This window comes from Rhodococcus sp. NPDC060090 (assembly GCF_042729855.1).
Classification (GTDB): Bacteria; Actinomycetota; Actinomycetes; order Mycobacteriales; family Mycobacteriaceae; genus Rhodococcus.
The window spans coordinates 152,050-174,178 of sequence record NZ_JBHWXB010000004.1 but is presented as its reverse complement, the minus strand read 5'-3'; the positions used below and the strand labels follow the sequence as shown (position 1 = coordinate 174,178).

Below are 22,129 nucleotides of genomic sequence, written 5' to 3'. Positions count from 1 at the left end.
GACGCAAAAGTTGCTACTGGCTACCCTGCTGGAGAATCGCGTACCCATCGGGTGAGGATTGTGCCGTCGTCGTCGCACACGAGATGAGCACGCCGCATGGCGGTGACGGCGGACGCGGGGGAGTGGGCGATACGGTCTGCCGATCCGGCCGCGAGCACCGGTGTGAAGGTCAGGCACAGGTCGTCGACGACGTTGTCTGCGATCATGCGACCGAAGAGCCGGGGACCGCCCTCGCAGAGAATGCGATTCCATCCGGCCTCGGTCGATGCGGCGACGAGGGCATCGCCGCTGATGTCGTCGGCGGCGATGACGCGGACGTCGGCGCCGGCATCCGCGAGGCTGCGGCGCTTTTTTTCGGATACCGCGCTGCTGGTGAACACGATCGGAGGCACGGTTGTGTCGGTGAACAGTCGCATTCCCGGGTCGAGGTTGCCCGATGCCGTGATCACCGCGATCGGCGGCACCGCCGACAACCCCGCTGCTGCACGGCGCTCGCGTAAGGCCTCGCTCGTACGTGCCCCCCCGTAGTTCTCGGTGCGCGCGGTGCCCGCACCGACGAGGATCACGTCGGCGAGTTCGCGGAGCATTCCGAAGACCAACTTGTCGGCGGGTGTCCCGAGCCCGCCCGAACGCCCGTCCACCGCGACCGCCCCGTCGAGTGAGGACACGAAGTTCACCCGCATCCACGGATGCGTGAGGTCTCTCGGATACGCGTACAACTCGCGCAGGTCTGCGTCGTCGAGGAGCTGGGTCGGAGTGCTGGGATCGTCGAGTCGCTGCATACCGTCGATCAGACCACGACTATCGATGCGTGGTCACGCGCCGTGCCCGGGATCCAGGTCGCGAACATTCTGGAACGTCACGAGATCGTCCAGGTCGACGCGCAACTCACCGAGATCAGGCTCGAGAAGAAACCCGATGTGATCGCCCAGTTCGGCTCGTCCGATGATTGCTCCGGTGAACCACGCGGCCGCCTCGTCGAGGATCGGCAGCCCGTGTGGCCCCTCGCTCCACGCGCACTGCGCGAACTTGTCGACCTCGTCGCCTGTCTTCTCGCCGAACAGTGCAGCGAGCTCCAGGTTCGACCGATCGACGACATGCACCGCCAGGTGTTCGGCCGCCCCCGCCACACGGAAAGTGCGGTTCTTGTCGGACAGGCCGACGAGGAACCGCGGCGGATCGATCGCGGTCTGCGTCGCGAAACCGACCAGGCACCCACTGCGTTCGTTCATCGCTCGTGCCGTGACGACGAACATCGGATAGTCGAGCTTCGACACGATCGCCGAGAAGCCTTCGGTGGAACCACTGATGCTGCCGGACATGAGCAAAGCGTACCGCTGGGATGCGCGTTCGAGTCCCGCGTTTGAGTCCGCTGTCGGCGCGGTACTCCAGTAGTCATGACGGACGAAGAGGGTTCGAAGGCTGCGTCGACGCGAACTCCGTCACCCGACGATCCACGCAAACCCGACTCACCGACGGATCTGAGAACCCCGTCGTGGAAGTATGCGCTCCGCCGCACGGCTCGTGAGTTCAGCCGCGATCAATGTACGGACCTGGCGGCGGCACTCACCTACTATGCCGTGCTGTCGCTGTTTCCGGCGTTGCTGGTGGTGGTATCGCTGCTGGGCGTGTTCGGGCAGGGGCAGTCCACGGTCGACACACTGCTGCAGATGGTCGAGGATCTCGGTCCGGCCTCGGCGGTGGACACGTTGCGCGGACCCATCGAACAGCTGGTCCAAGCACCGACCGCAGGTGTCGCTCTCCTCATCGGTGTGGTGGGCGCGCTGTGGACGGCGTCCGGCTACGTCGGCGCATTCGGTCGTGCGATGAACCGCATCTACGAGATCGAGGAGGGTCGGCCGATCTGGAAGCTTCGGCCCTTGATGCTCGTCGTGACGGCGCTGGCGTTGGTCGCTGCGGGCGCGACCGCACTGATGCTGGTGGTCAGCGGGCCGATCGCGCGTGCCATCGGCGACACGATCGGGCTCGGTGACACCGCGGTCACGGTGTGGAACATTGCGAAATGGCCGGTGATGCTGATCCTCGTGGTGCTGATCGTGGCAGTGCTGTACTACGCGACACCCAACGTGGCGCAACCGAAGTTCCGGTGGGTCAGCCTCGGCTCTCTCATCGCGATCCTGACCTGGATCGTCGCCTCGGTGCTCTTCGCCTTCTACGTGTCCAATTTCGGCAGCTACAACCAGACGTACGGATCCCTCGCCGGCGCGGTGATCTTCCTTCTGTGGTTGTGGATCACGAACCTTGCACTGCTGTTCGGCGCGGAGTTCGACGCGGAACTCGAGCGCGGACGCCAACTGCAGGCGGGAATCGAAGCAGAGAGCAGTCTGCAGCTGCCCGAACGTGACACACGTGTCATCGAGAAGAACGACGCGAAGCATCGGGATCTCATCGAAGAAGGCCGACGGCTGCGAGCCGAGCACGACACCTCCCACCGCGGCGAAGCCGACCGCAATACGGAAGGAAACCGAAGATGACCACGCACTCGAACGGACCTCGCCATGTCGCGGAGCAACCGGCAGGCCTGTCCACCGTGGAACTCACCGAGCGCCTCACCGAACAGGTGTCCACGCTGGTGCGCACCGAGGTGACCCACGCCCTCGACGAAGTGAAATCGAAAGGCACCCGCATCGGAATCGGAGCGGGAATCTCCGGCGCCGGAGCCCTCCTGCTGTATCTCGGTCTCGCCACTCTGATCGCAGCCGGTGTGCTGGGTCTGGCGACCGCGTTGGATCCGTGGCTGGCCGCCTTGATCGTGGCCGTCGCGGTGCTCGCGATCGGCGGGATCCTCGCTGCGGTCGGGGCGTCGAAGGCGAAGAATGCAGCGCCTCCGATCCCGGAGCGCACCGCCGACAGCGTTCGTGCCGATGTAGCCGCAGCGAAGGGAGCAGTCCGATGAGTGATGCTGTGTCGAACAACCAGGGAAACAACGACTCTCGCAATCCCGCATCCTCACTGCCCGCGGAGGAGGGGATCGAGCAGCAACGCGCGGAACTTGCCGCGACCGTGGGCGAACTTGCCGACAGACTCGACGTGCCCACCCGTGTGAAGCATGCGGCGGACGAGCGCATGGAGGCGGTGCGCGAGCGTCCCGATCTGCTCGTGCTCGCGGCCGGTGCGCTCGCCGCGGTCGTCGTCGTACTCGTATGGAGACGACGACGCCGCTGACGGCTGACGTTCGTGACAGCTGGGGCCGTCAGCCTCCGAGTTGCTTCTTCAGCGCTTCGAGCACCGCAGGGTCCTCGATCGTCGATGGCACCGTGTACTTCTCGTGATCAGCGATCTGACGCATCGTCTTTCGCAGAATCTTGCCCGAGCGGGTCTTCGGCAACGCCTCCACTACGGTCACGTCGCGGAACGTGGCAACGGCACCGATCTGGTCGCGGACCATCTTCACCAGTTCCTGGCGCAGCGTTTCGTGGTCGATGTCGACACCGGCCTTGAGCACGACGTAACCGGACGGGCGCTGCCCCTTGAGTTCGTCGCGGATACCGACGACGGCGCACTCGGCGACCGCGGAATGCCCTGCGACCACGGCCTCCATGCTGCCGGTGGAAAGGCGGTGCCCGGCAACGTTGATGACGTCGTCGGAGCGTCCGAGCACGAACACGTAACCGTCCTCGTCGATGAAACCGGAGTCGCCTGTGAGGTAGTAGCCGGGGAAGGTATCGAGGTACGAGCGGCGGTAGCGGTCGTCGTCGCGCCACAGCCCGGCCAGGGTGCCGGGCGGTAACGGCAGACGCACGACGATGTTGCCCTCTGCGTTCGCTTCGACCCGCTTGCCTTCGGCATCGACGATCTCGACGCGATATCCCGGGACGGGAACGGTGGGGGAGCCGGCCTTGAGCGGCATCGGGTCGAGTCCGCGCAGGTTCGCGGCGATGGCCCAGCCTGTCTCCGTCTGCCACCAGTGGTCTACCACGGGGCGCTCGAGCACCTTGGTCGCCCACTCGTACGTGTCCGGGTCGAGTCGCTCCCCGGCCGCGAACAGCGTCTGCATCGAGGAGATGTCGTACTTCTCGAGTTCCTCTGCGTTCGGGTCTGCCTTGCGCACGGCCCGGATCGCGGTCGGCGCGGTGAACAGCGCCTTGACCCCGTACTCGGAGATGACCCGCCAGAATGCGCCGGCGTCGGGGGTGCCGACGGGCTTGCCCTCGTACATCACCGTCGTTGCGCCCACCAGCAGCGGTCCGTACACGATGTACGAGTGGCCGACCACCCAGCCGACATCGGAGGCCGTCCACCACACGTCGCCGGCAGCGATGTCGTAGATGTTGCGCATCGACCAGGTGAGCGCGACCGCGTGACCGCCGTTGTCGCGGACCACGCCCTTCGGCTTCCCGGTCGTGCCCGAGGTGTACAGGATGTACAACGGGTCGGTGGCTGCCACGCTGACCGGGTCGGCCGGGGATGCGTCGGCGGCCAATTCGTCCCAGTCGAACCACGCCGCTGCGGAAGTCCTGTAGTCGGCTGCGGAACCGGGAATCTGCTCGCGGTCCTTCACGATCACGGTGTGCGGGGGAGTCTGCGACAACTGCACTGCCTGCTCGACCATCGGCAGATACTCGATGGTGCGCCCGGGCTCGAGCCCACCGGAGGCGGTCACCAGCAGGACCGGTTGCGCGTCGTCGATGCGGGTGGCGAGTTCTTTCGCCGCGAAACCGCCGAAGACCACCGAGTGGACCGCGCCGATGCGCGCGCAGGCGAGCATCGAGATGGCAGCCTCGGGGATCATCGGCATGTAGATGATCACGCGGTCGCCGGGGGCGACGCCTTGATCGCGCAGGACGCCGGCAAACGTGGCCACCTCGTCGAGCAGTTCCGCATAGGTGTACGTGCGCTTCGCGGGCACCATCGCCGAATCCCAGATCAGCGCAGGGCGGTCGCCGTGACCGGCCTGGACGTGCCGGTCGAGAGCATTGACACTCGTATTGAGGGTGCCGTCCGGGAACCACTTGTACGACGGCGCCTGCGCGTCGTCGAGGGCGCGTGTCGGAGCGGTGTCCCACTCGACTCCCTGCGCGGCGGCGAGCCAGAACGCCTCCGGATCGTCCACACTCTGCCGGAACGCGTCCTCGTACGAGCTCATCGGTTCGTGTCCTTCCTCGACATCGACGTGATCGCGACCACCCTATTCGACCCGGTGCGCGGGCAGTGGCCGGATGGCGCGCATCTGCGCCCGGTGGTACCGATCGGTCGATGAACGGACGTACCGTGTGACCATGTCTTTGCTTGCGGAAGATCTGCTGCTTCTCGCGCTCGACGACGAATCCGGCAAGTCGATCGTCGACAGCATCACTTTGCCCCGTGCGCTCGCGGGCGCGGTGCTCCTCGAATTGGCGCTCGCGGGCGCCGTCCTCCTCGATGAAGCGGGAGTGAAGGGCAAGAAGGGCCGAGTGGTGGTCGGCGGTACTGCGCCCGCCGATCCGTTGTTGGCCGATTCGGTGGCGCTTCTCGGTGGCCGGAAGCCGATGAAGCCGGCAGCAGCGATCGAGAAGCTGAGTAAGAACCTGCGGGACGTCGTGCTGGAGCGTGTCGTGGCGAACGGGTGGGTGCGCGAAGAACGCGGCAAGGTCCTCGGGCTGTTCCCGACGCGGCGCTGGCCTGCCGTCGACGAGAGTCATGAACGGCAGGTGCGCAGCGAGCTGTATTCCGTACTGGTCGACGGGGTGACGCCGTCGCCGCATTCGGCAGGGCTGATCTCGTTGCTGTCGGCTACGAAGCTGGCACCGAAGATCTTCCCGGATGTGGACAAGAAGCGGATTACGGAGCGCGCCAAGGAAATATCAGAAGGAGAGTGGGCGGGTAAGGCGGTTCGTCAGGCGGTCGATGCGGTGAACACCGCGATCATCGTGGCCGTCACCGTACCCGCGGTGGTGGCGAGCAGCTGAGTGACCGCGGTCAGGTGGGTAGTCCCAGATTGCGGAAGCGGGCGATCCGTCGGCGGTAGCGATCGTCGGCGGACTCATCCGTGAGGGAGGACAATTCGCGCGCGACCGCAGCGCCCACGCGTTTGAGGAACCCGATCGGATCGTCTGCGGCATCGTGGTATTCGGGTATGACCCCGTCGACGATTCCGTCGCGCAGCAGATCCCGGGACCGGATTCCCTGCGCCGCAGCCATCTGCGGGGCATGAGTGGTGTCGCGGTGCACGATCGCGCTGGCGCCCTCCGGGGGCAGTGGCGCGAGCCAGCCGTGTTGCGCACACAGCACCCGGTCGGCGGGCAACAGCGCGAGCGCGCCGCCGCCCGTGCCCTGGCCGAGCAGCACCGACACGGTCGGGGTCGCAAGCGTCACCAAATCGGCAAGACAGCGGGCGATCTCGGGTGCGAGACCACGTTCTTCGGCCTCCTTCGACAGGGCAGCACCGAGTGTGTCGATGACGAGGACGAGCGGAAGTTGCAGTTCGTCGGCGAGCCGCATCGCGCGCCGCGCCTCCCTCAACGCTCCCGGGCCCATGGGTTCCGCCGCCGACTGACCACTGCGATCCTGACCGAACAGCACACACGACACACCGCGGAATCGTGCGAGCGACAACATCACGGCGGAGTCGGTTTCGCCCTCGCCGGTGCCGGAGAGCGGTACCTGCGCCGACGCCGCGTGTCGCAGGAGCTGACGGATCCCGGGGCGCTCGGGTCGACGGGTGAGCATCACCGACTGCCAGGCCGGAATGTCGGGTACCTCATCGACCTCGGTGAGTGCGGTCTCTGCGGACGTGTCGGGGCGATCCGGTTCGACGAGAACCCTCAACAGCCGGTGCACCACCTGCCGCATGCCCCCGAGTGGGATCACTCCGTCGATCACGCCCCGGCGATGGAGGTTCTCGGCCGTCTGCACTCCCTCGGGGAAATCCTCCTGGTACAGGGCCTTGTAGACCCGTGGCCCGAGGAATCCGACGAGTGCACCCGGTTCTGCTGCCGTGACGTGCCCGAGCGACCCCCACGACGCGAACACCCCGCCCGTCGTGGGATTGCGCAGATACACGAGATAGCCCAGGTGCGCCGCCTTGTGTGCTGCAACGGCCGCGGCGATCTTCACCATCTGCACGAAGGCGAGCGTGCCTTCCTGCATTCTCGTGCCGCCCGACGTGGGGGACGCGAGTAGGGGGAGTCCTTCCGCGGTGGCGCGCTCGATCGCCGAGACGATGCGTTCGGATGCCGCGACACCGATCGATCCGGCGAGGAAGGCGAATTCGCAGGCGATCAGCGCCACCCGGCGTCCGTGGACGGTGCCGACGCCGGTGAGTACCGACTCGTCGACCCCGGACTTCTCAGCGGCACGTTCGAGCTCGGCGCGGTACGAGTCGTCGGGGTGGACGTCGATCGGTGTTTCGTCCCACGAGACGAAACTGCCCTCATCGAGCACCGCATCGATGAACTGCTGTGCCGAGATCCTGGTACCGGCCACATCGCCTCCTTGTCCGTCGGGTCACTCGATGGTGTTTACCGGCCGAGCGCTTCCTTCCAGGTCACGGTACGACCGATGCGCAGGATCGAGCGCTGGTAGATCTTCGCGGCCACCATGGCGAGGGCAGCGGTGACGAGGATCATCAGCACGATCGTTCCCACGATCTGGAACGGTGACGCGACACCCGCTGCGATCCGCAGCGGCATGAGGATCGCCGAGAACGGCGGGATCCAGCTGAGCACCGTGCTCCACGTGGCCTCGGGGTTGTCGATCGACGAGAACGCCGCGAAGAACATCGCGAGAATGATGAACATCAGCGGTCCGGAGGTGGCGTTGACGTCTTCCTGACGCGACACCATCGATCCGGCCGCGGCGTAGAGCACCGCGAAGAACGCGAATCCGAGGACGAACCAGCCGAGCGTGCTGGCGAACACGCTGATCGCGGTCCCGGTGATGGTGAGGGTGTCGGTGGCCAAGGCGGCGCCGACGCCGACGGCTCCGTAGGCCGTGAGCTGGAGCAGGCCGACAGCGCCGATGCCGAAGATCTTGCCCCACAGCAGCTGCAGTGGGCGCAGCGTCGACAGCAGCAGCTCGACCACGCGCGACGACTTCTCCTCGACGACGCCCATCGCGACGTACATGCCGAACATCAGGATCTGCATGTAGAGCAGGATGACGGCGATGATCGCCAGGATCATGCGTTCGCCCTGTTCGGCGTCGGGTGGATCGATGGCTTCGACCGTGACGGTCGCTGCAGCGGTTGCGGCCGCGATGTCGGCCGGATCGACACCCTGGTCGGTCAGTGCGGCAGCCTGCGCCTCCTGCGCGACCGCGGTATCGATCAGCGTCTTCAGGGTGGTGTCGATGTCGGATTCGGTGAAGGCGACGACACTGCCGTTGTCGCCGGGCACTAGGGCGACCTCGAGTTCGCCCTCGGTGACCTGTGCTCGGCCCGTGTCGGCGTCGGGAAGTTCGGAGATCTCCAGGGGGCTCCCCGTCGCCTCGCCGAGGGCGCCGAGGGTAGCGCTCAGGCTCGACCCTCCGACGACGCCCACGGTGGTGCGATCCTCGTCGCCGCCGCCGAAGATCGACATCGCGACGATGCCGACGACGATCGCGACCAGGATGATCCCGTTGCTGATCAGGAAACTCTTCTTCTGGACCTGGGTCTGGAATTCACGGCCGGCGACGAGCGCGATGGCACGCGGTGTGGTCAATGGGGCGCTCATGCGGCAACCACCTCTCGGAACAGGTCGGTCAGGGACGGCTGGTGCAGTGAGAACTCATGAACGGGACCGGTTTCCAGCGCGGTCTTCAGGATCTGCTGGTCGTCGACACCGGGCAGGACCGCCAGGACGGTTCGCTCGCCGGTGTGCTCGACGGTCGTGACACCCGGGAGCCCGTCGGCCCATCCGGTCGGAGCTTGGGGGGCGTGCACCACGAGCCGGGATTCTCCGCCGGAGCGCAGTTCGTCGACGGTTCCCACGGCGCGCATCCGACCCTTGGAAATGATGCCCACACGATGGCACAGACGTTGCACCAGATCGAGCTGGTGGCTCGAGAAGATCACGGGTACACCCTCGTTCGCCTTCTCGACCAGAACCTCACTCATGACATCCACGGCGACGGGGTCGAGCCCGGAGAACGGCTCGTCGAGGACGAGAACCTTCGGGTCGTGTACGAGCGCGGCGGCGAGCTGGACGCGTTGCTGATTGCCGAGTGAGAGTGAATCGACCGTGTCGCCGAGTCGTTCGGAGATTCCCAGGCGCTCGGTCCACCGCTGCACCGCGTCGGATGACTCCGACTTCGACAGTCCGTGCAGTTGTGCCAAGTAGGAAAGTTGCTTCCCCACCTTCATTTTCGGGTACAAACCGCGTTCTTCCGGCATGTAGCCGATGGTGCGGCGTACGTCGAGGTCGACGGGGTTGCCGTCGAGCCGGACCTCGCCGGAGTCGGCGGCGAGGACACCGAGGATGATGCGCATCGTGGTGGTCTTGCCTGCGCCGTTGCTGCCGACGAAACCGAACAGTTCGCCCGGGCGGACGTCGAAACTTGCCCCGTCGAGCGCGACGGTGCTGCCGTAGCGTTTCGAAAGATTGTCGATTGTCAGGGTCATGGCTGGTCCTCCGGGTCGTCGTCGGGGCGGTTCCAGGCGAGCAGGACGGCGGGTAGGCATCCGCTGAACAGTATCGATGCGAGCGCGAATCCGCCCGCCGAGTACGCAAGGGATTGGTGGTCGAGAGAATCGATCGTCGCACCGAATATGAGGGCGAAAATCGGTATCAGTAGCAGAGTCTGGGCGACGGACAGGCCGATGGACCGGGCGCTGTTGCGTTCGGCGATCTCGCGTTCGTCGAGGGCGTGGCGGGGTGCGTCGGACTGGCGGCCGGACACGATCTGCAGGCACGTCCAGGTCGGTAGGAACGTCAAGGTGACCGGAAGCCAGGCGATCGCGGCAAACATCGTGAAGTACGAGGTGATCGCAACGACGAACATGACGGCGATCAATGCGGTGACGCTGCCGGCGAGGATTCGGCGACGGTGTTGTGTGCGCCAGCCGGGGAGCCAGTGGGCAGTCAGTTCCTCGTTCTTGAGGAATCGTCGGGTGCGGCGGGCCTCGTAGCGATCGAGCATGGACTGCGTGGGCATGTCAGGCCTCCTTCCGGGGCTTGTAGAGCTCGGTCGACAAGGGGGTGAACTCGGTGCGGGAGAAGACGGCCTCCACGGGCAGCGAAAATACGTCGCAGATACGGAATGCGAGGTCGAGGCTCGGGTAGTGGTTGCCGCGTTCGAGCGCGCCCACGGTTTGCGGGTTCACGTCGATGAGCTCGGCCAGTTGCGCGCGGCTCATGCCACGTTCCGCGCGCAGGACGCGGATGCGGTTGTAGATGGGGAGCGTTTCCCCACGGCGTACCGGACTCATGGAACAAAGTGTTGTGAAAACACAACGATTTGTCAATAGAAGCATGCAGTCTGGTTGGCTGGTGCGTTCGATCAGCTTACGGTTTCGGGCATCCGAGTCTGTGCCACCCAGCGTCCGTGGCTCTTCGAGATGGTGATGGAGTGATCGAAGCAGTGACTGATGTTGGAGGTGGTGAGGACATCGGATACCGGCCCCTGCGCAACGATCAGACCTTCCCTCACGAGAACAGCATGAGTGGTCGTAGTGGGAATTTCCTCGAGGTGATGAGTCACGAGGATGCTGGCGCGGTGCGGGTCCCGGGAGCGAAGCTCGTCGAGCGAGGTCAGAAGTTGTTCGCGTGCAGCCAGGTCGAGGCCTGTGGCCGGTTCGTCGAGCAGTAGCAGCTCGGGCTCGGGCATGAGGGCACGGGCGATCAGCGCTCGGCCCCGCTCTCCCTGGGACAGGTTCGGCCACAGCAGATTCAAGCGAGATCCCATCCCTAGAGCGTGGACGAGCTCCTCGGCGCGCGCGATGTGCGCTCCTGTCGGTGCCCACCGGGGGAGGAACTCGGGCGTGTTGGTCAGGCCGGTGAGAACGACATCCCTGACGGTCAAAGGGGCTCGGACCAGGTGTCGCGGGTTGACGTGACCGATGTGTGTGCGCAGTTCCCGCATGTCGACCCGTCCCAGCCGGTGCCCGAGAACATGGACGGTGCCTGCCGTGGGATGCGCCATCGCTCCCAGCAGCGAGAGCAATGTGCTCTTACCGGCACCGTTGGCGCCCAGCAACACCCAGTGTTCGCCGCGCCGAACCTGCAGCGTGACATCTCGCAGGAGGAACCTGCCGTCACGAACCAGGTCGACCGACTCGACACTCACGACGGGAATGGACTTCTCCACTAGCTGTCACCTTTCCGGAGTATGCGCAGGACGGGATCGAGATTCGCTGCCGTTGCTGCGACGGCAGCATCCGCATCTCCGGATTCGAGTGCACGGACGAGGTCGTCGTGGGCGCAGTGGGTGTCGGGTCGTCCGGGCACGTTGTCGACGAGATCGGTGAGCGCGTCGAGTAGTTGGGGCCGGATTGATTCGAACAGCGCGGACAGGATCGTGTTGCCTGCGACGTCGAGGATCGCGGCGTGGAAATCGAGATCTGTGGCGACGAACACGGAGCTGGGCTCTGCACGGCTTTCATGTCTGCGCACCAGATGTGCGCGCAGGCGGTCGAGGTCCTGTGGTCGGGCCCGTTCGGCGGCGAGTCGTGCCGCCTCGATCTCGAGGGCGCGTCGGACTTCGTACACTTCGAGCAGTCGAGCACGACTCAAGAGTCGGTCGAGTCCTGCGTTTCCCGCGGCAGGACGGCCGACGAATGTTCCGACTCCGTGCCGGACATCGAGGAGACCGTCCCTGGCCAGGAGTCGTACTGCTTCGCGCACCGACGACCGCCCGACGCCCAGTTCGGCGGCCAGTTCCGCCTCGCTCGGGATGCGGGTTCCGACTGTCCACCTCTCGGCCCGGATGAGTTCGGTGAGGAGTGTCTCGAGCTGCGGAACGAGCGGTCCGTTTCGCAGAGTATGTCGTGCAGTCACGCCGAGGAGTGTAGCGAAGACATCAGAGGTCTGATGACTTGCGGTCCGACGCGTCGTTGCTCGAGCTTTCGACGGTAGGTGAGCTCAGAACCCGGGGATACGGGGCAACTCCGGCAGGGGGAGCGGCGGGGGCGGAGGAAGCGTGGGCAGCTGGATCTGTGGCAGACCGGGAATGAGCGGGGCAGGTTCCGGCGACGGCGGCGGCGGTGCCGACGAGTCGGCCGGCGTAACACTCTGCGGCTGGGGGACGACAGGCGCCTGTGCCGGACTCTGTGTCTGCGGCGGATACGTGGTGACCGCCTCGGTCTGCGCGGGGATCGTCGGCACTTCGTCGACCGGCAGCGGGGCGACTGCCGGAGGTGAGACCACTTCTGTGGTGAGGGTGGGCTGCGGCGGCGCTATTTCCCGCGCCGCCGGTGCCTGCGTGTTCTGCTGCGTGACGACGGGCTGTGCGTCGCCTTCCGAGCCCTGCAGTAGGACGACGCCGAGTCCGACCGCAGCGACCACCGCGATGGCACCGCCGGCCAGTACGAAGGTCTTTTGTTTCCGCTGCCCGTCGGCCGCGGCGTTGTGTGTCGGTGCGGACGTCCCGGGGGCGTCGAGGGTGTCGGTGGACTCGCGCGTGTTGTCCGTTGACGGTATCTCCGCCGGCGATACCACCGCGGCAGCGACCTCGCCGGTTCCCGGACCAGCGAGCAGCGCCGCACCCTCCGCGGCAACCAGCTCGGGATGTGCGGGCACGATCACCGGAACGTCGAGCCACGATTCCATCACGGACGCGACCAGCGGAATGTGTCCACCGCCGCCGATCAGGACCGCGGCGTCGGGGCTGCGTCCCGAGCTTCGGATGACCTCACGAGCGAGGCGGGCCGACGTCTCCACGGGGTCGTCGATGAGCGAATCGAAACTGTCCTGTGAGAGCAGCAGCAGACCGCCCTCGCCTGGCAGACATACCGCGCCGTTGGTGGACAGCTGCTCCTTCGCATCGCGGCACCTCGCGGCGAGAGCGCGCTGCGCTGCCGCGTCGGCGGGCTGCGTGAAGCGGTGCAGTTCGAGTTGGTGGTCGAAGATCAGCCGGTCGACGAGGTCGCCGCTGATCTGGTCCGAACGAGCAGTACTGAGCACTATCGAGGTGGTTCGATCGACGACAGTGACGGTGAGGCCGGAGCTGCCGAGGTCGTAGAACACGAGCGTCTCGGTGTCACCGAGCTCTCCGGACGTCTCCAGCATCTGCAGGGCGGCCGTCACTTCGGGAACCAGTTGGACGTTACTGATCTCCAGCCGTGCCATCGCGGCGTGGACGACGTCGGCCTGCGTCTCGTTCCGGTACGCGACGCCGATGGCCTGCACCTCGCCGATTTCGCGGGTATCGGCGAGCAACGTTTCGATGAAGTCGGCGACCAGTTCTTCCGGCCGTTCCAGGGTCGTGGTCACCGAGCGTGATCGGAATACCGGGCTGTCGAGGCTCTCGGCTTCACGGCACGCGAAGCGCACAGCGCTGGCACCGACGGATACGCCGAGAACTGAAGTCATGACGACAACTGTAACGGTCCGGTTACGGTCGCGCGCATGAAGCGGGGACGGCTATCGGGCGCCGTGCGCTTCGTCAGACTCCGGCGGGTGCCAGCACGATGTCGAAACGCGCCCGTGCCCAGCTGCGGTCGCCGAGGCTGCGGCCGTCCGGAGTGGGGGTGCCGGGCGACTGCGCGTCGAACTGCTTGATCAGTGAGTCCTTGACACCGAAGACGCTGTCGCCGATCTCGATCTGTGGATCACCGTCGACGAAGATGTGGGTGACCAGGGTGCGCAGATCGTCGGCGGTGACCATGAAGTGGAGGTGTGCCGCGCGGACGGGGGAGCGTCCTACGGCCGCGAGCATCTTGCCGACCGGTCCGTCGTGCGGGATGGGGTAGGGCACCGGTGTCAGGGCCCAGAATCGGTATTGCCCCTTGTCGTCGGTGAACAGGTGCGCGCGGCCGGCAATTCGTTCGTCGCTGTATTGCACGTCGTAGTACCCGTCTTCGTCGCATTCCCATACTTCGATGCGGGCGTCGGCCACGGGGTTGCCGTCGGTATCGGTGACGGTGCCTTCGACCCAGCACGGCTGTCCCGTTGCGCCGCCGGCAATGTCGCCGCCGAGCGGGATCTCGGGGGCGTCGTCGACGAAGAACGGGCCGAAGACCGTCGCGTCGGTGGCGCCCTTGTGGGCCTGGTTGTTGACGGCGATGGTCTGCATGGATGCGCCGAGCACGTCGGAGAGCAGAACGAATTCTTGGCGTTTGTCGTCGGTGATCTCCCCGACGGCGGTGAGGAACCCGATTGCCTTGCTCCATTCTTCTTCCGTCAGGCGCACGTCGCGGATGAACGCGTGCAGGTGCCGGGTCAGCGACTGCATGACGTGTTTCAGACGCGGATTGTCGGCGGCGTCGAACGAGGCGACGACGGTGGCGACGAGTTCGTCCTCGAGAGCTTGCTGTTCTGGGCTGACAGGTGTTTCGGTGTGGGTGGTCATCTCCGGTGTTCCTTTCACAGCACGATGTTCCTTTACAGCACAGGGGTTTCGCCTGCGTGGGCCGCGCGCAGGAGCGCTTCGAGATCGGTGGCGGTCACCGGACGAGGGTTCGAGTCGGGAACGAAGGGCAGAATCAGCTCCACGGCCTCAGCAATCCAGGCCTCGTCGAGTCCGTAGTTCTTCAAGGCTCGGGGGGCGTCGAGCGCGACCCGCAGAGCGTCCAGTCCCGCGACGGCGGTGTCGGTACCGAATGCGCCGGCGATCCTGTGTTCCGCCTCGGGCGCGGCGGGAGCGTTGAACGCGAGCACGTAGGGCAGGACCGTGGCATGGGTTTGGGCGTGGGGCAGGTCGTAGGCGCCGCCGAGGACGTGGCAGATCTTGTGATGCAGACCGGATCCGGCCGAAGCGAAAGCGACCGCGGACAGGTATGCGCCGTACAGAGTCTGTTCGCGTCCTCTCAGGTTCTGCGGATCGTTCTTGATCGCGGGCAGCCCCTCGGCGAGCGCCCGGATGCCCTCGGCGGCCAAAGCACGGTTGATCGGGTCGGTGCGCGGCGCCCACATCGAGTCGATGCAGTGGGCCATACCGTTGAGGCCGGACGCGACCGACAATTCCACCGGCAGAGACAGCGTCAGGTGCGCGTCGTAGATCACCGTGACGGGCAGCACCCGATCGTCGACGCCGGTCGTCTTGCGGGCAGCCTCGGTCAGGCCCCACACATTGGTCGCCTCGGAGCCGGCGTATGTGGTGGGTACCGCGACGATCGGCAACCCCGTTGTCAGCGCAACGGCTTTGGCCAGCCCGGTGGTCGAGCCGCCGCCGACACACACCAGCAGGTCGATCGAGTGCTCCGCCGCCGCCGCGCGGGCCGATTCGGCCTTGGCGATCGGCACGTGCGGGGCGACGTCGTCGTGGAAGAGGGTCCCATCGATGTGTTTCGTGACTTCTTGGGCCACAGGGACTTCGGACGGTGAGGCGATGACCATGATGCGTCGCGCGCCTAGCCTGGTCACTTCCGCTGCGAGGTTGTCGGCGGCGCGCCCCGATCCGAACAGAACACGCTGGCCGAGGGTGACGTGATCGAAAGTCGGACTCACGGGAGTGGCTCCTTTCATCGGGCTGCGACCGGCGTGCGGTCGAGGGTGGTCAGGTGCAGCCCGTCGACAATGGTGTCGAGCGAGGCCCGCAGTGTTGCCGCATCGGAGGCGGTGGCCGCGACGTAGAAATCTGGGCGCACGATCACGAAGTCGGCGCCGATCTCGTCGAGCCACTTCTCGTACGTGCCGTCCACGTCGACCACATCGCAGTTCGTACCCGCTGTCCCGATCCGGACACAGCGTCCGTCCAGGTCCTCCCACGCCCGGCTTTGTTCGTCGGTGAGCACCTCGGCCGGGAATACACCGCGGCCGATCACGGTCCAGCCGCGGCCCGCGACCTCGTCGAAGCGGCCCCGTCGACCGTTCGCCTCCACGATGCCCTGGACGGAGAGTTCCCCGGCGTGTGCGTTGCCGGCGAGCCACAGTCCCGGGCCCAGCGAGGCCATGTCGGTGTCGACCGGGGTGCCGTCGGAGGCGGCCAGTTCGGTGATCATCTGCTGGTCCCGGGCGGTCGCCTCGTCGGCGTCGGCGATGCAGATGATTTTGCCCAGGCGCATGGAGAAGTCGATGTAGTGCTGGACGTGTCCCTTGCGTTCGGTGCCGTAAGAATCAAGTACGTCGTCGCCGGACTTGCCCGAGAGCACGAGATCCAGACGCCATGCCAGGGCCACCGAATCCCGAAGGCCGGCGCACATGCCCTCGCCGGCGAACGGCGGCATCAGATGTGCGGCATCGCCTGCGATCAGTCCGCTGCCGTTGCGCCAGTTCTCCGCCCACCGTGCCTGGAACCGGTAGACCGCCGAACGTTCGAGTTCGGCGTTGTCGGGAGTGACGCCCCACGGTTCTAGCAGGTGCCACGTGGACTGCTCGGAGGCGAGTTCGACGGGGTTCTCCCCAGGCAGCACCATGTACTCCCAGCGGCGGCGGCCGGGACCGCCCGGGACGATCGTTGTCGGCCGGGCCGGGTCGCACAGCTGCCAGTGCGTCGGGCCGAGATCGAGACCGGAAGTGTCCGGCATGATCATGTCGAGGATCAGCCAGTCGAAGAAGAACCCGTGGTCGGCGAACTCGAGGCCGAGCGCCGTGCGGACGAAGCTGTTGGCGCCGTCCGCCCCGACGACGTATCGCGCTCTGATCACCTCGGAAACCTGAGTGCCGTCTGTGCCGGTGAGCTGCCCGGTCAGCGTGATCCCCTCGTCGTCCTGCTCGAGATCGGTAGCGAACCAGCTGCGTCGCATCGTCACGCTGGGCAAAGTCGAGGCGACGTCGCGCAGTCGCTTCTCGAGTTCGGGCTGGGAGAACCAGTACCGCGTGCGCCAGCCGGATGGTGCGATGGACTTCCAGTCGACTTCGAGGAGGGTTTCTCCCTCGGCGTTGCGCCAGTGATAGAGGTCGTCGTGGTACTCGACCGCCGGGTCGTTGTCCGAGTCGATGCCCAGAATCGAGAGGATGCGGGCGATTTCGTGGTCGTAGGTGACCGCGCGGGGCTGTTCGTACGGTGCGGGCCATTTGTCGACGATCGTCACGCGGTGACCGCGTTGGCCGAGCAGCACTGCCAGCAGCGTGCCGACGGGGCCGCAGCCGACCACTGCTACGTCGGCGTCGTACGCGAGGTCTGCCCCGGGGTGGGACGTCCGTGTGTCCGTCATCGCGAGCTTCCTTCCGTGGGTGATCTGGGTCATAGTGACGATCCGATAATGACATAGGACTCAATATTGAGCAATGCCTCAGTTATGAAAGATGCGTCATGCGCCACTTTCGTGCGGGCTCGGCAGTCGGCGCGATCACGTAACGTTTGCGACGTGCCCGCAACGACGAACAGCTCCGCGACGCCCGCATCGACGTCGCGTCACCAGCGTCGGCGCGAGAAGACGCGAGCACGTCTGATCGATGCGGCCCGGACTCTCGTCGCAGAACGCGGCGTGGATGCTGTGGGTCTGTCGGACATCACCGAGGCCGCCGACCTCGGGGTCGGGACGTTCTACAACTACTTCCAGTCCCGAGACGAGATCGTCGAGGCTGTGGCCGAGGCGTCGATCGAATCACTCGGTGCCAGAATGGATTTGATGGCAGCCGGGATGGACGATGCTGCCGAGATCTTTTCCTCGTCGTTGCGTCACCTCGTGCGTCATGCGATCGGCGACCCCTTGTGGGGATGGTTCGTGGTGCGACTCGGTGTCGCTCACCCCAAGCTCATCGGCATCCTCGGACCCCGGGCTGCGCGTGACCTGCGCCAAGGTGTGGACAGTGGACGCTTCACCATTGCCGATGTGGATATGACCACGGCGTGCGTCTTCGGGGCCTTGTTGTCGACCCTGCATTACGTGATCTCCGCGCCGGTAAAAGATGGCATCGACGAGGTATTCGCTCAGGCGATGCTCTGTATGGTCGGCGTCACCCCCGGTGAGGCGCGGGACATCGCCGCACGGCCATTACCTGAGCTCTCGGACGTGCCGAGCACTCGATAACGTGGGTCCCGACCATGCAGTCGAGCAACACCTCCGCATCGAGGTCCTTGCGAATGCCACCGGCGCCGATGCGCTCACCCAGCACGCGCGCCGCGCTGACCATAGGTCACACAAAAAGTTCTAGTCCTCGTTGAAGCCGTGGAGACGGTCCAGTTCGCGCCGCTCTTTCTTGGTCGGCCGCCCCGCACCACGATCGCGGCGCGGAATGGAAGCCAAGACCTCCTTCGGAGGCGGGGGAGGGCTGTGATCGATGTACGTCGTCGCCGCGACCGGTGCGCCCACCCTCTTGTTCACGAGCTGCGCGACCTCGACGATCTTCTCCACTCCGTGTACGCGGACCCGCACTTCGGCGCCGATCGTGACCGGCGTCGACGGCTTCGCAGTCGCGCCGTCGACCCGCACGTGCCCGCCCCGGCATGCACTCGCCGCAGCCGAACGGGTCTTGAACAAGCGCACCGACCACGTCCAGCTGTCCACCCGGACACTTCCGCTCATCTACAGCAACTCCTCGCTCAGTCGTCCGTCATCGAGCATCCACCTGCGCGTGCTGCGCGTGGTCTCCAGCATGCGACGGTCGTGCGTCACCAACAGCAGCGTTCCGTCGAAGCTCTCGATGGCCTGCTCGAGCTGTTCGATCGCAGGCAGGTCGAGGTGGTTGGTGGGCTCGTCGAGTACCAGTAGGTTCACCCCGCGCGCCTGCAGCAGCGCGAGGCCCGCGCGGGTGCGTTCCCCCGGCGACAGCGATGCCGCCGGCCGGAGGACGTGGTGCCCCTTGAGAGCGAACTTGGCGAGCAGTGTCCGCACCTCGGCGTCGGGCCAGTCGGGAATTTGCTGTCCGAACGCCTCGACGAGCGGCTCGTCTCCCTCGAAAAGTGCTCGCGCCTGGTCGATTTCGCCGATGAGCACTCCGGAACCGAGGGTGGCACGCCCCGAATCCGGTGTGAGGGTGCCGAGGAGCATGCGGAGCAGGGTCGTCTTCCCGGCACCGTTCGGCCCCGTGAGGATGATCCGGTCTCCCCACTCGACCTGTGTGGTGACGGGACCGAGTGTGAAATCGCCGCGAGTGACGACCGCGCCGTCGAGCGACGCGACCATCGTGCCGCTGCGCGGTGCCGCAGCGATCGACATGCGCAGTTCCCACTCCTTGCGTGGCTCCTCGACCACGTCGAGGCGTTCGATCCGCCGTTGGGTCTGTCGCGCCTTCGCGGCCTGCTTCTCGGTGGATTCGGCGCGGACCTTGCGTCCGGCCTTGTCGTTGTCCTTGGATTTGCGTCGCGCATTGCGGACGCCGTGTTCGAGCCAGTTGCGTTGCATCTGCGCGCGATCCTCGAGCGTCGATTTCGTATCGGAGTACTCCTCGTACTGTTCGCGGGCGTGACGTCGCGCGACGTCACGCTCGACGAGATACGCCTCGTAACCCCCGTCGTACACCGAGATCTGTTGCTGTACAGGGTCGAGTTCGACGATTCCCGTCACCGTCCGCGCCAGGAACTCTCGGTCGTGACTGATGACCATCAGTGCGATGCGGGTCTCGGAGACGAACTGTTCGAGCTGTTCGAGCCCGGCCAGATCCAGATCGTTCGTCGGTTCGTCGAGCAGCAGCACGTCGTAGCGCGACAGCAACAGGGCCGCGAGGCCGGCGCGGGCGGCCTGCCCGCCCGACAGGCCGTCCATCGGCGCGTCGAGACCCACGTCGAGGCCGAGATCGGCGACAACCTTCTCTGCCCGTTCGGCGAGATCGGCGCCGCCGAGCGCAAGCCACCGTTCGAGTGCGGGGGTGTAGTCGTCGACCTCGGAGACGCCCAGAGCTTCGGCTGCCGCGTTCATGGTGTGTTCGGCGTCGGCGACGCCGGTGCGGCGCCCCAGGAAGCCGAGGATCGTTTCGCCGGGCACACGCTCGGGTTCCTGCGCGAGATAGCCGATCGTCGCGTCGGGAGGGCTCAATGTGACGGTGCCGGTGACATCGGCGCTTCCTGTACCTGCGAGGGTCGTGAGCAGGGTCGACTTTCCGGCGCCGTTGGCGCCCACCAGGCCGATCACGTCGCCGGGTGCGACCGTGAGGTCCAGCCCGTCGAACAGGGTGCGTTCGCCGCGGGAGGCCGACAGGTCGCTGATACGTAGGGTTGCGCTCACCCCATGATTATCGCCGTCGCGATGAGTTCGCCGTCCGGCGCGGGTCGGTACCGGTATGACCACACCCACTGTCACCACCACCATCGACTCCCGATACGGCGAACCGGGCGCCGAACCCACGCCGTGGCCCGAGACCGAGGCACTGTTCGCATCTGCACCGTTGTACTGGGTGAGCACCACCCACACCTCCGGCCGACCACACGTCGCACCCCTTGTGGGCGTCTGGCACGACGACGCCTTCCACCTGACGGTCGGCCCGGGCGAGCAGAAGGCGCTCAACCTCGTACGAGACCCCAGGATCGCCGTCACCACCGGGCGCAACGAGTGGGATTCCGGCGTCGACGTGGTTCTCGAAGGTGAAGCCGCCCGCGTCACCGACCACGACACGCTCACCGCGATCGCTGCCGCCTACCTCGACAAGTACGGCGAGGCGTGGCGCTTCGAGGTCGGCGACGAGGGCTTCGGCATTGCCGACGAGTTCGCGTGGGTGTTCCGCGTCGCGCCTCGCAAAGTGCTCGCGTTCGCGAAGAAACCGCACGGGCAGACCGCCCACAGGTTCCGCTAGATGGGTCGGGTTCCTGGCCTGCCCCATGTGTGGTGGGTGCTGTTACTGGGCGGGAGTTGATCAGACCGTAGAGGCCAGCGCCGCGTTGTAGTGCGCGAGCATTCGTTCGACGAGCACCAGGCCGGCCGGGCTGTGGAGCGGGACTGAGTCGTTGCTGTCGAGGGTCGGGTGGCGGGGGTAGGCGGGGTCGGTGGTGAGCATCCAGGCGAAGCGGTCTTCGTTGTGACGGCATCGATATGTCAGTCCAGCGGCCGAGGGCGCCGCGGTCAGCAGTGCGCGTGCCCAGGATCGGGTCTGCACGTAGTCGGAGGGATCACATTTGGTGAGCCAGGTGTCCTGTCCGACGGCGGACAGGTGCGGGCCGTGCAGGGCGATCACGGTGATGTCGGTGGTGACGGTGAGTCGGCTCAGTACGCGGCCTGAGACCTGGGCGCGAGGAATCAACCGAGGCCGTGCGGTTACCGCCAGGTTCCGGCACAGGGTTTCTGCGACGGCCGCCTCGGGCGAATCGCCGAGGTAGGTGTAGGCGTAGTCGCCGGTAAGGCTGTCGAATCGGGCGCCGCCGGGAATTGCGGGCTGCGGAGTCGGATTCATCGCATTGGCAGCGTATTTTTCGTGGTGGATCCGCCACAGTTCGGTGCCTGCCCGGAGGGGCACCAGGACGGGCTTTCCGGTCAGGCCGGGTGGCGGTGGTGCTGCGGGCACCGGGTCAGTCCGCCAGCAGGTCGTGGGCGATGGCGCGGATCCGATCTTCGTGACCGCCGGCCGTAGCGAGATCAGCAGGCGATTGCCCGTCCTCGAGCCATCCTGATGGGCTGAGCCACCAGGAGCTCACCCCCCATGGGTCGTGCTTGGCGTCGAGAAGCTGATTGACTTCGGAGACGATGGGCCGGACCTTCGCCGTGGCGGCGTCGAACTGGAAACTCGGGTAGAGGAAGCGTCCGCCGATCTCGTATCCGACGATGTCGCTGCGTTCGCGTAGCCGGCTGGCCGGGCTGCGCCGGTTTTTGTCACGGGACTGCAGGACCTCGGCGATATCGTTCGCCTCGAGATGGGGGTGCTCGAAGATCTGTTGCCGGGCAGACGTTTCGATCCGGGCCCGCGTGACGGCCTCTGTCACTGTGTGCGTGGGGACAGCCGAAGCGATGGAGGCGCTGAGGGTGGGCCCTGAGGCGACAAGTGAGAGCAGGGCGTCGCGGACCGAGCTCATCGACTCGCGACGGTCGACTTCGCGGGCAAGAAGGGTGAAAAACGCGCCATCGGGCAGGGCGCGCAGTTCTGCGTCGAGATCGTGATCGATGTTCATGTCGGCCTCCTGTGGTGCGACAATAACAACATCGTACCTCTTGTCGTTTCTGTCGCAGGGTGGCAGATAGTTCCGCATCGAGTGCGCAGTTGTCGTCGCTCCTTCTCGAAGAATGCGACGACAACTGCGCACT

The 22,129-nt window shown here is 66.1% G+C and carries 24 protein-coding genes; 6 read left to right on the top strand and 18 right to left on the bottom strand.

Annotated elements, in window-relative coordinates:
• Nucleotides 1–20: 20 nt before the first annotated feature.
• Together ACFWCF_RS07350 and ACFWCF_RS07345 are read right to left on the bottom strand one after the other, a co-directional pair.
• A complete protein-coding gene (locus tag ACFWCF_RS07350) occupies nucleotides 21–782 on the bottom strand; it encodes a pyrimidine reductase family protein (protein WP_378559059.1) in 762 nt (253 codons plus the stop codon).
• Nucleotides 783–815: 33 nt separating this feature from the next.
• Complete coding sequence (locus ACFWCF_RS07345; RefSeq protein WP_378559056.1) at nucleotides 816–1,322, bottom strand: flavin reductase family protein; 507 nt, start codon at nucleotides 1,320–1,322, stop codon at nucleotides 816–818.
• A gap of 75 nt (nucleotides 1,323–1,397) precedes the next feature.
• Here ACFWCF_RS07345 and ACFWCF_RS07340 point away from each other — a divergent pair, with 75 nt between their 5' ends.
• Genes ACFWCF_RS07340 through ACFWCF_RS07330 form a run of 3 tightly spaced genes read left to right on the top strand, consistent with a single transcriptional unit; the run spans nucleotide 1,398 to nucleotide 3,186 of the window.
• A complete protein-coding gene (locus ACFWCF_RS07340; RefSeq protein WP_378559053.1) occupies nucleotides 1,398–2,495 on the top strand; it encodes a YihY/virulence factor BrkB family protein in 1,098 nt (365 codons plus the stop codon).
• On the top strand, nucleotides 2,492–2,917 hold the full coding sequence (locus ACFWCF_RS07335) for a phage holin family protein (RefSeq protein ID WP_378489208.1): 426 nt from the start codon (nucleotides 2,492–2,494) through the stop codon (nucleotides 2,915–2,917). The genes ACFWCF_RS07340 and ACFWCF_RS07335 overlap by 4 nt, the downstream gene beginning before the upstream one ends.
• Nucleotides 2,914–3,186 carry a DUF3618 domain-containing protein gene (locus ACFWCF_RS07330; RefSeq protein WP_378489209.1) on the top strand — a complete coding sequence of 91 codons (273 nt, stop codon included), beginning with the start codon at nucleotides 2,914–2,916 and terminating at the stop codon, nucleotides 3,184–3,186. Before ACFWCF_RS07335 ends, ACFWCF_RS07330 begins: the two co-directional genes overlap by 4 nt.
• A gap of 28 nt (nucleotides 3,187–3,214) precedes the next feature.
• Here ACFWCF_RS07330 and ACFWCF_RS07325 read toward each other — a convergent pair whose 3' ends face one another.
• Nucleotides 3,215–5,107, bottom strand: coding sequence for a propionyl-CoA synthetase (locus ACFWCF_RS07325; RefSeq protein ID WP_378559050.1), 1,893 nt, complete (start codon nucleotides 5,105–5,107; stop codon nucleotides 3,215–3,217).
• A 133-nt stretch (nucleotides 5,108–5,240) separates the two neighbouring features.
• Here ACFWCF_RS07325 and ACFWCF_RS07320 point away from each other — a divergent pair, with 133 nt between their 5' ends.
• Nucleotides 5,241–5,909 (top strand): GPP34 family phosphoprotein, encoded by a 669-nt coding sequence (locus tag ACFWCF_RS07320; RefSeq protein WP_378559047.1) that lies wholly within the window; start codon nucleotides 5,241–5,243, stop codon nucleotides 5,907–5,909.
• A 10-nt stretch (nucleotides 5,910–5,919) separates the two neighbouring features.
• Here the strand turns inward: ACFWCF_RS07320 and ACFWCF_RS07315 are convergent, their stop codons facing one another.
• The 11 genes from ACFWCF_RS07315 to ACFWCF_RS07265 form a co-directional block, all read right to left on the bottom strand.
• Nucleotides 5,920–7,425 (bottom strand): carboxyl transferase domain-containing protein, encoded by a 1,506-nt coding sequence (locus ACFWCF_RS07315; protein WP_378559043.1) that lies wholly within the window; start codon nucleotides 7,423–7,425, stop codon nucleotides 5,920–5,922.
• 35 nt (nucleotides 7,426–7,460) lie between these two features.
• A complete protein-coding gene (locus ACFWCF_RS07310; protein WP_378559040.1) occupies nucleotides 7,461–8,654 on the bottom strand; it encodes an ABC transporter permease in 1,194 nt (397 codons plus the stop codon).
• Nucleotides 8,651–9,541, bottom strand: coding sequence for an ABC transporter ATP-binding protein (locus ACFWCF_RS07305; RefSeq protein WP_378559037.1), 891 nt, complete (start codon nucleotides 9,539–9,541; stop codon nucleotides 8,651–8,653). Before ACFWCF_RS07305 ends, ACFWCF_RS07310 begins: the two co-directional genes overlap by 4 nt.
• A complete protein-coding gene (locus ACFWCF_RS07300) occupies nucleotides 9,538–10,074 on the bottom strand; it encodes a hypothetical protein (protein WP_378559034.1) in 537 nt (178 codons plus the stop codon). The genes ACFWCF_RS07305 and ACFWCF_RS07300 overlap by 4 nt, the downstream gene beginning before the upstream one ends.
• Before the next feature lies 1 nt (nucleotide 10,075).
• Nucleotides 10,076–10,348 carry a helix-turn-helix transcriptional regulator gene (locus tag ACFWCF_RS07295; RefSeq protein WP_054806144.1) on the bottom strand — a complete coding sequence of 91 codons (273 nt, stop codon included), beginning with the start codon at nucleotides 10,346–10,348 and terminating at the stop codon, nucleotides 10,076–10,078.
• Nucleotides 10,349–10,419: 71 nt separating this feature from the next.
• Entirely contained in the window at nucleotides 10,420–11,214 is a 795-nt protein-coding gene (locus ACFWCF_RS07290; RefSeq protein ID WP_378559423.1) for an ABC transporter ATP-binding protein, read from the bottom strand.
• 11 nt (nucleotides 11,215–11,225) lie between these two features.
• On the bottom strand, nucleotides 11,226–11,915 hold the full coding sequence (locus ACFWCF_RS07285; RefSeq protein ID WP_378559031.1) for a FadR/GntR family transcriptional regulator: 690 nt from the start codon (nucleotides 11,913–11,915) through the stop codon (nucleotides 11,226–11,228).
• An 84-nt stretch (nucleotides 11,916–11,999) separates the two neighbouring features.
• The gene (locus ACFWCF_RS07280) at nucleotides 12,000–13,448 is read right to left on the bottom strand and encodes an Hsp70 family protein (protein WP_378559028.1); all 1,449 of its coding nucleotides are present in this window, start codon (nucleotides 13,446–13,448) and stop codon (nucleotides 12,000–12,002) included.
• Between the two features lie 73 nt (nucleotides 13,449–13,521).
• Nucleotides 13,522–14,427: a dioxygenase gene (locus ACFWCF_RS07275; protein ID WP_378559026.1), complete on the bottom strand. Its 906-nt coding sequence runs from the start codon at nucleotides 14,425–14,427 to the stop codon at nucleotides 13,522–13,524.
• Nucleotides 14,428–14,459: 32 nt separating this feature from the next.
• On the bottom strand, nucleotides 14,460–15,524 hold the full coding sequence (locus ACFWCF_RS07270) for a maleylacetate reductase (RefSeq protein ID WP_378559024.1): 1,065 nt from the start codon (nucleotides 15,522–15,524) through the stop codon (nucleotides 14,460–14,462).
• 14 nt (nucleotides 15,525–15,538) lie between these two features.
• A complete protein-coding gene (locus tag ACFWCF_RS07265; RefSeq protein ID WP_378559022.1) occupies nucleotides 15,539–17,173 on the bottom strand; it encodes a bifunctional 3-(3-hydroxy-phenyl)propionate/3-hydroxycinnamic acid hydroxylase in 1,635 nt (544 codons plus the stop codon).
• A 153-nt stretch (nucleotides 17,174–17,326) separates the two neighbouring features.
• Between ACFWCF_RS07265 and ACFWCF_RS07260 the strand changes: the two genes are divergently transcribed.
• Nucleotides 17,327–17,992 (top strand): TetR/AcrR family transcriptional regulator, encoded by a 666-nt coding sequence (locus ACFWCF_RS07260; protein WP_378559019.1) that lies wholly within the window; start codon nucleotides 17,327–17,329, stop codon nucleotides 17,990–17,992.
• 120 nt (nucleotides 17,993–18,112) lie between these two features.
• Here the strand turns inward: ACFWCF_RS07260 and ACFWCF_RS07255 are convergent, their stop codons facing one another.
• Together ACFWCF_RS07255 and ACFWCF_RS07250 are read right to left on the bottom strand one after the other, a co-directional pair.
• Nucleotides 18,113–18,487, bottom strand: a complete 375-nt coding sequence (locus ACFWCF_RS07255; protein WP_378559016.1) for an RNA-binding S4 domain-containing protein — start codon at nucleotides 18,485–18,487, stop codon at nucleotides 18,113–18,115.
• Nucleotides 18,488–20,125, bottom strand: coding sequence for an ABC-F family ATP-binding cassette domain-containing protein (locus ACFWCF_RS07250; protein WP_378489222.1), 1,638 nt, complete (start codon nucleotides 20,123–20,125; stop codon nucleotides 18,488–18,490).
• A gap of 55 nt (nucleotides 20,126–20,180) precedes the next feature.
• Between ACFWCF_RS07250 and ACFWCF_RS07245 the strand changes: the two genes are divergently transcribed.
• On the top strand, nucleotides 20,181–20,690 hold the full coding sequence (locus tag ACFWCF_RS07245; RefSeq protein WP_378559013.1) for a pyridoxamine 5'-phosphate oxidase family protein: 510 nt from the start codon (nucleotides 20,181–20,183) through the stop codon (nucleotides 20,688–20,690).
• A gap of 60 nt (nucleotides 20,691–20,750) precedes the next feature.
• On the opposite strand, the gene ACFWCF_RS07240 is transcribed toward ACFWCF_RS07245, so the two are convergent.
• Nucleotides 20,751–21,395, bottom strand: a complete 645-nt coding sequence (locus ACFWCF_RS07240) for an RES family NAD+ phosphorylase (protein WP_378559010.1) — start codon at nucleotides 21,393–21,395, stop codon at nucleotides 20,751–20,753.
• A gap of 4 nt (nucleotides 21,396–21,399) precedes the next feature.
• Complete coding sequence (locus tag ACFWCF_RS07235; protein ID WP_378559007.1) at nucleotides 21,400–21,996, bottom strand: hypothetical protein; 597 nt, start codon at nucleotides 21,994–21,996, stop codon at nucleotides 21,400–21,402.
• Between the last annotated feature and the right edge of the window lie 133 nt (nucleotides 21,997–22,129).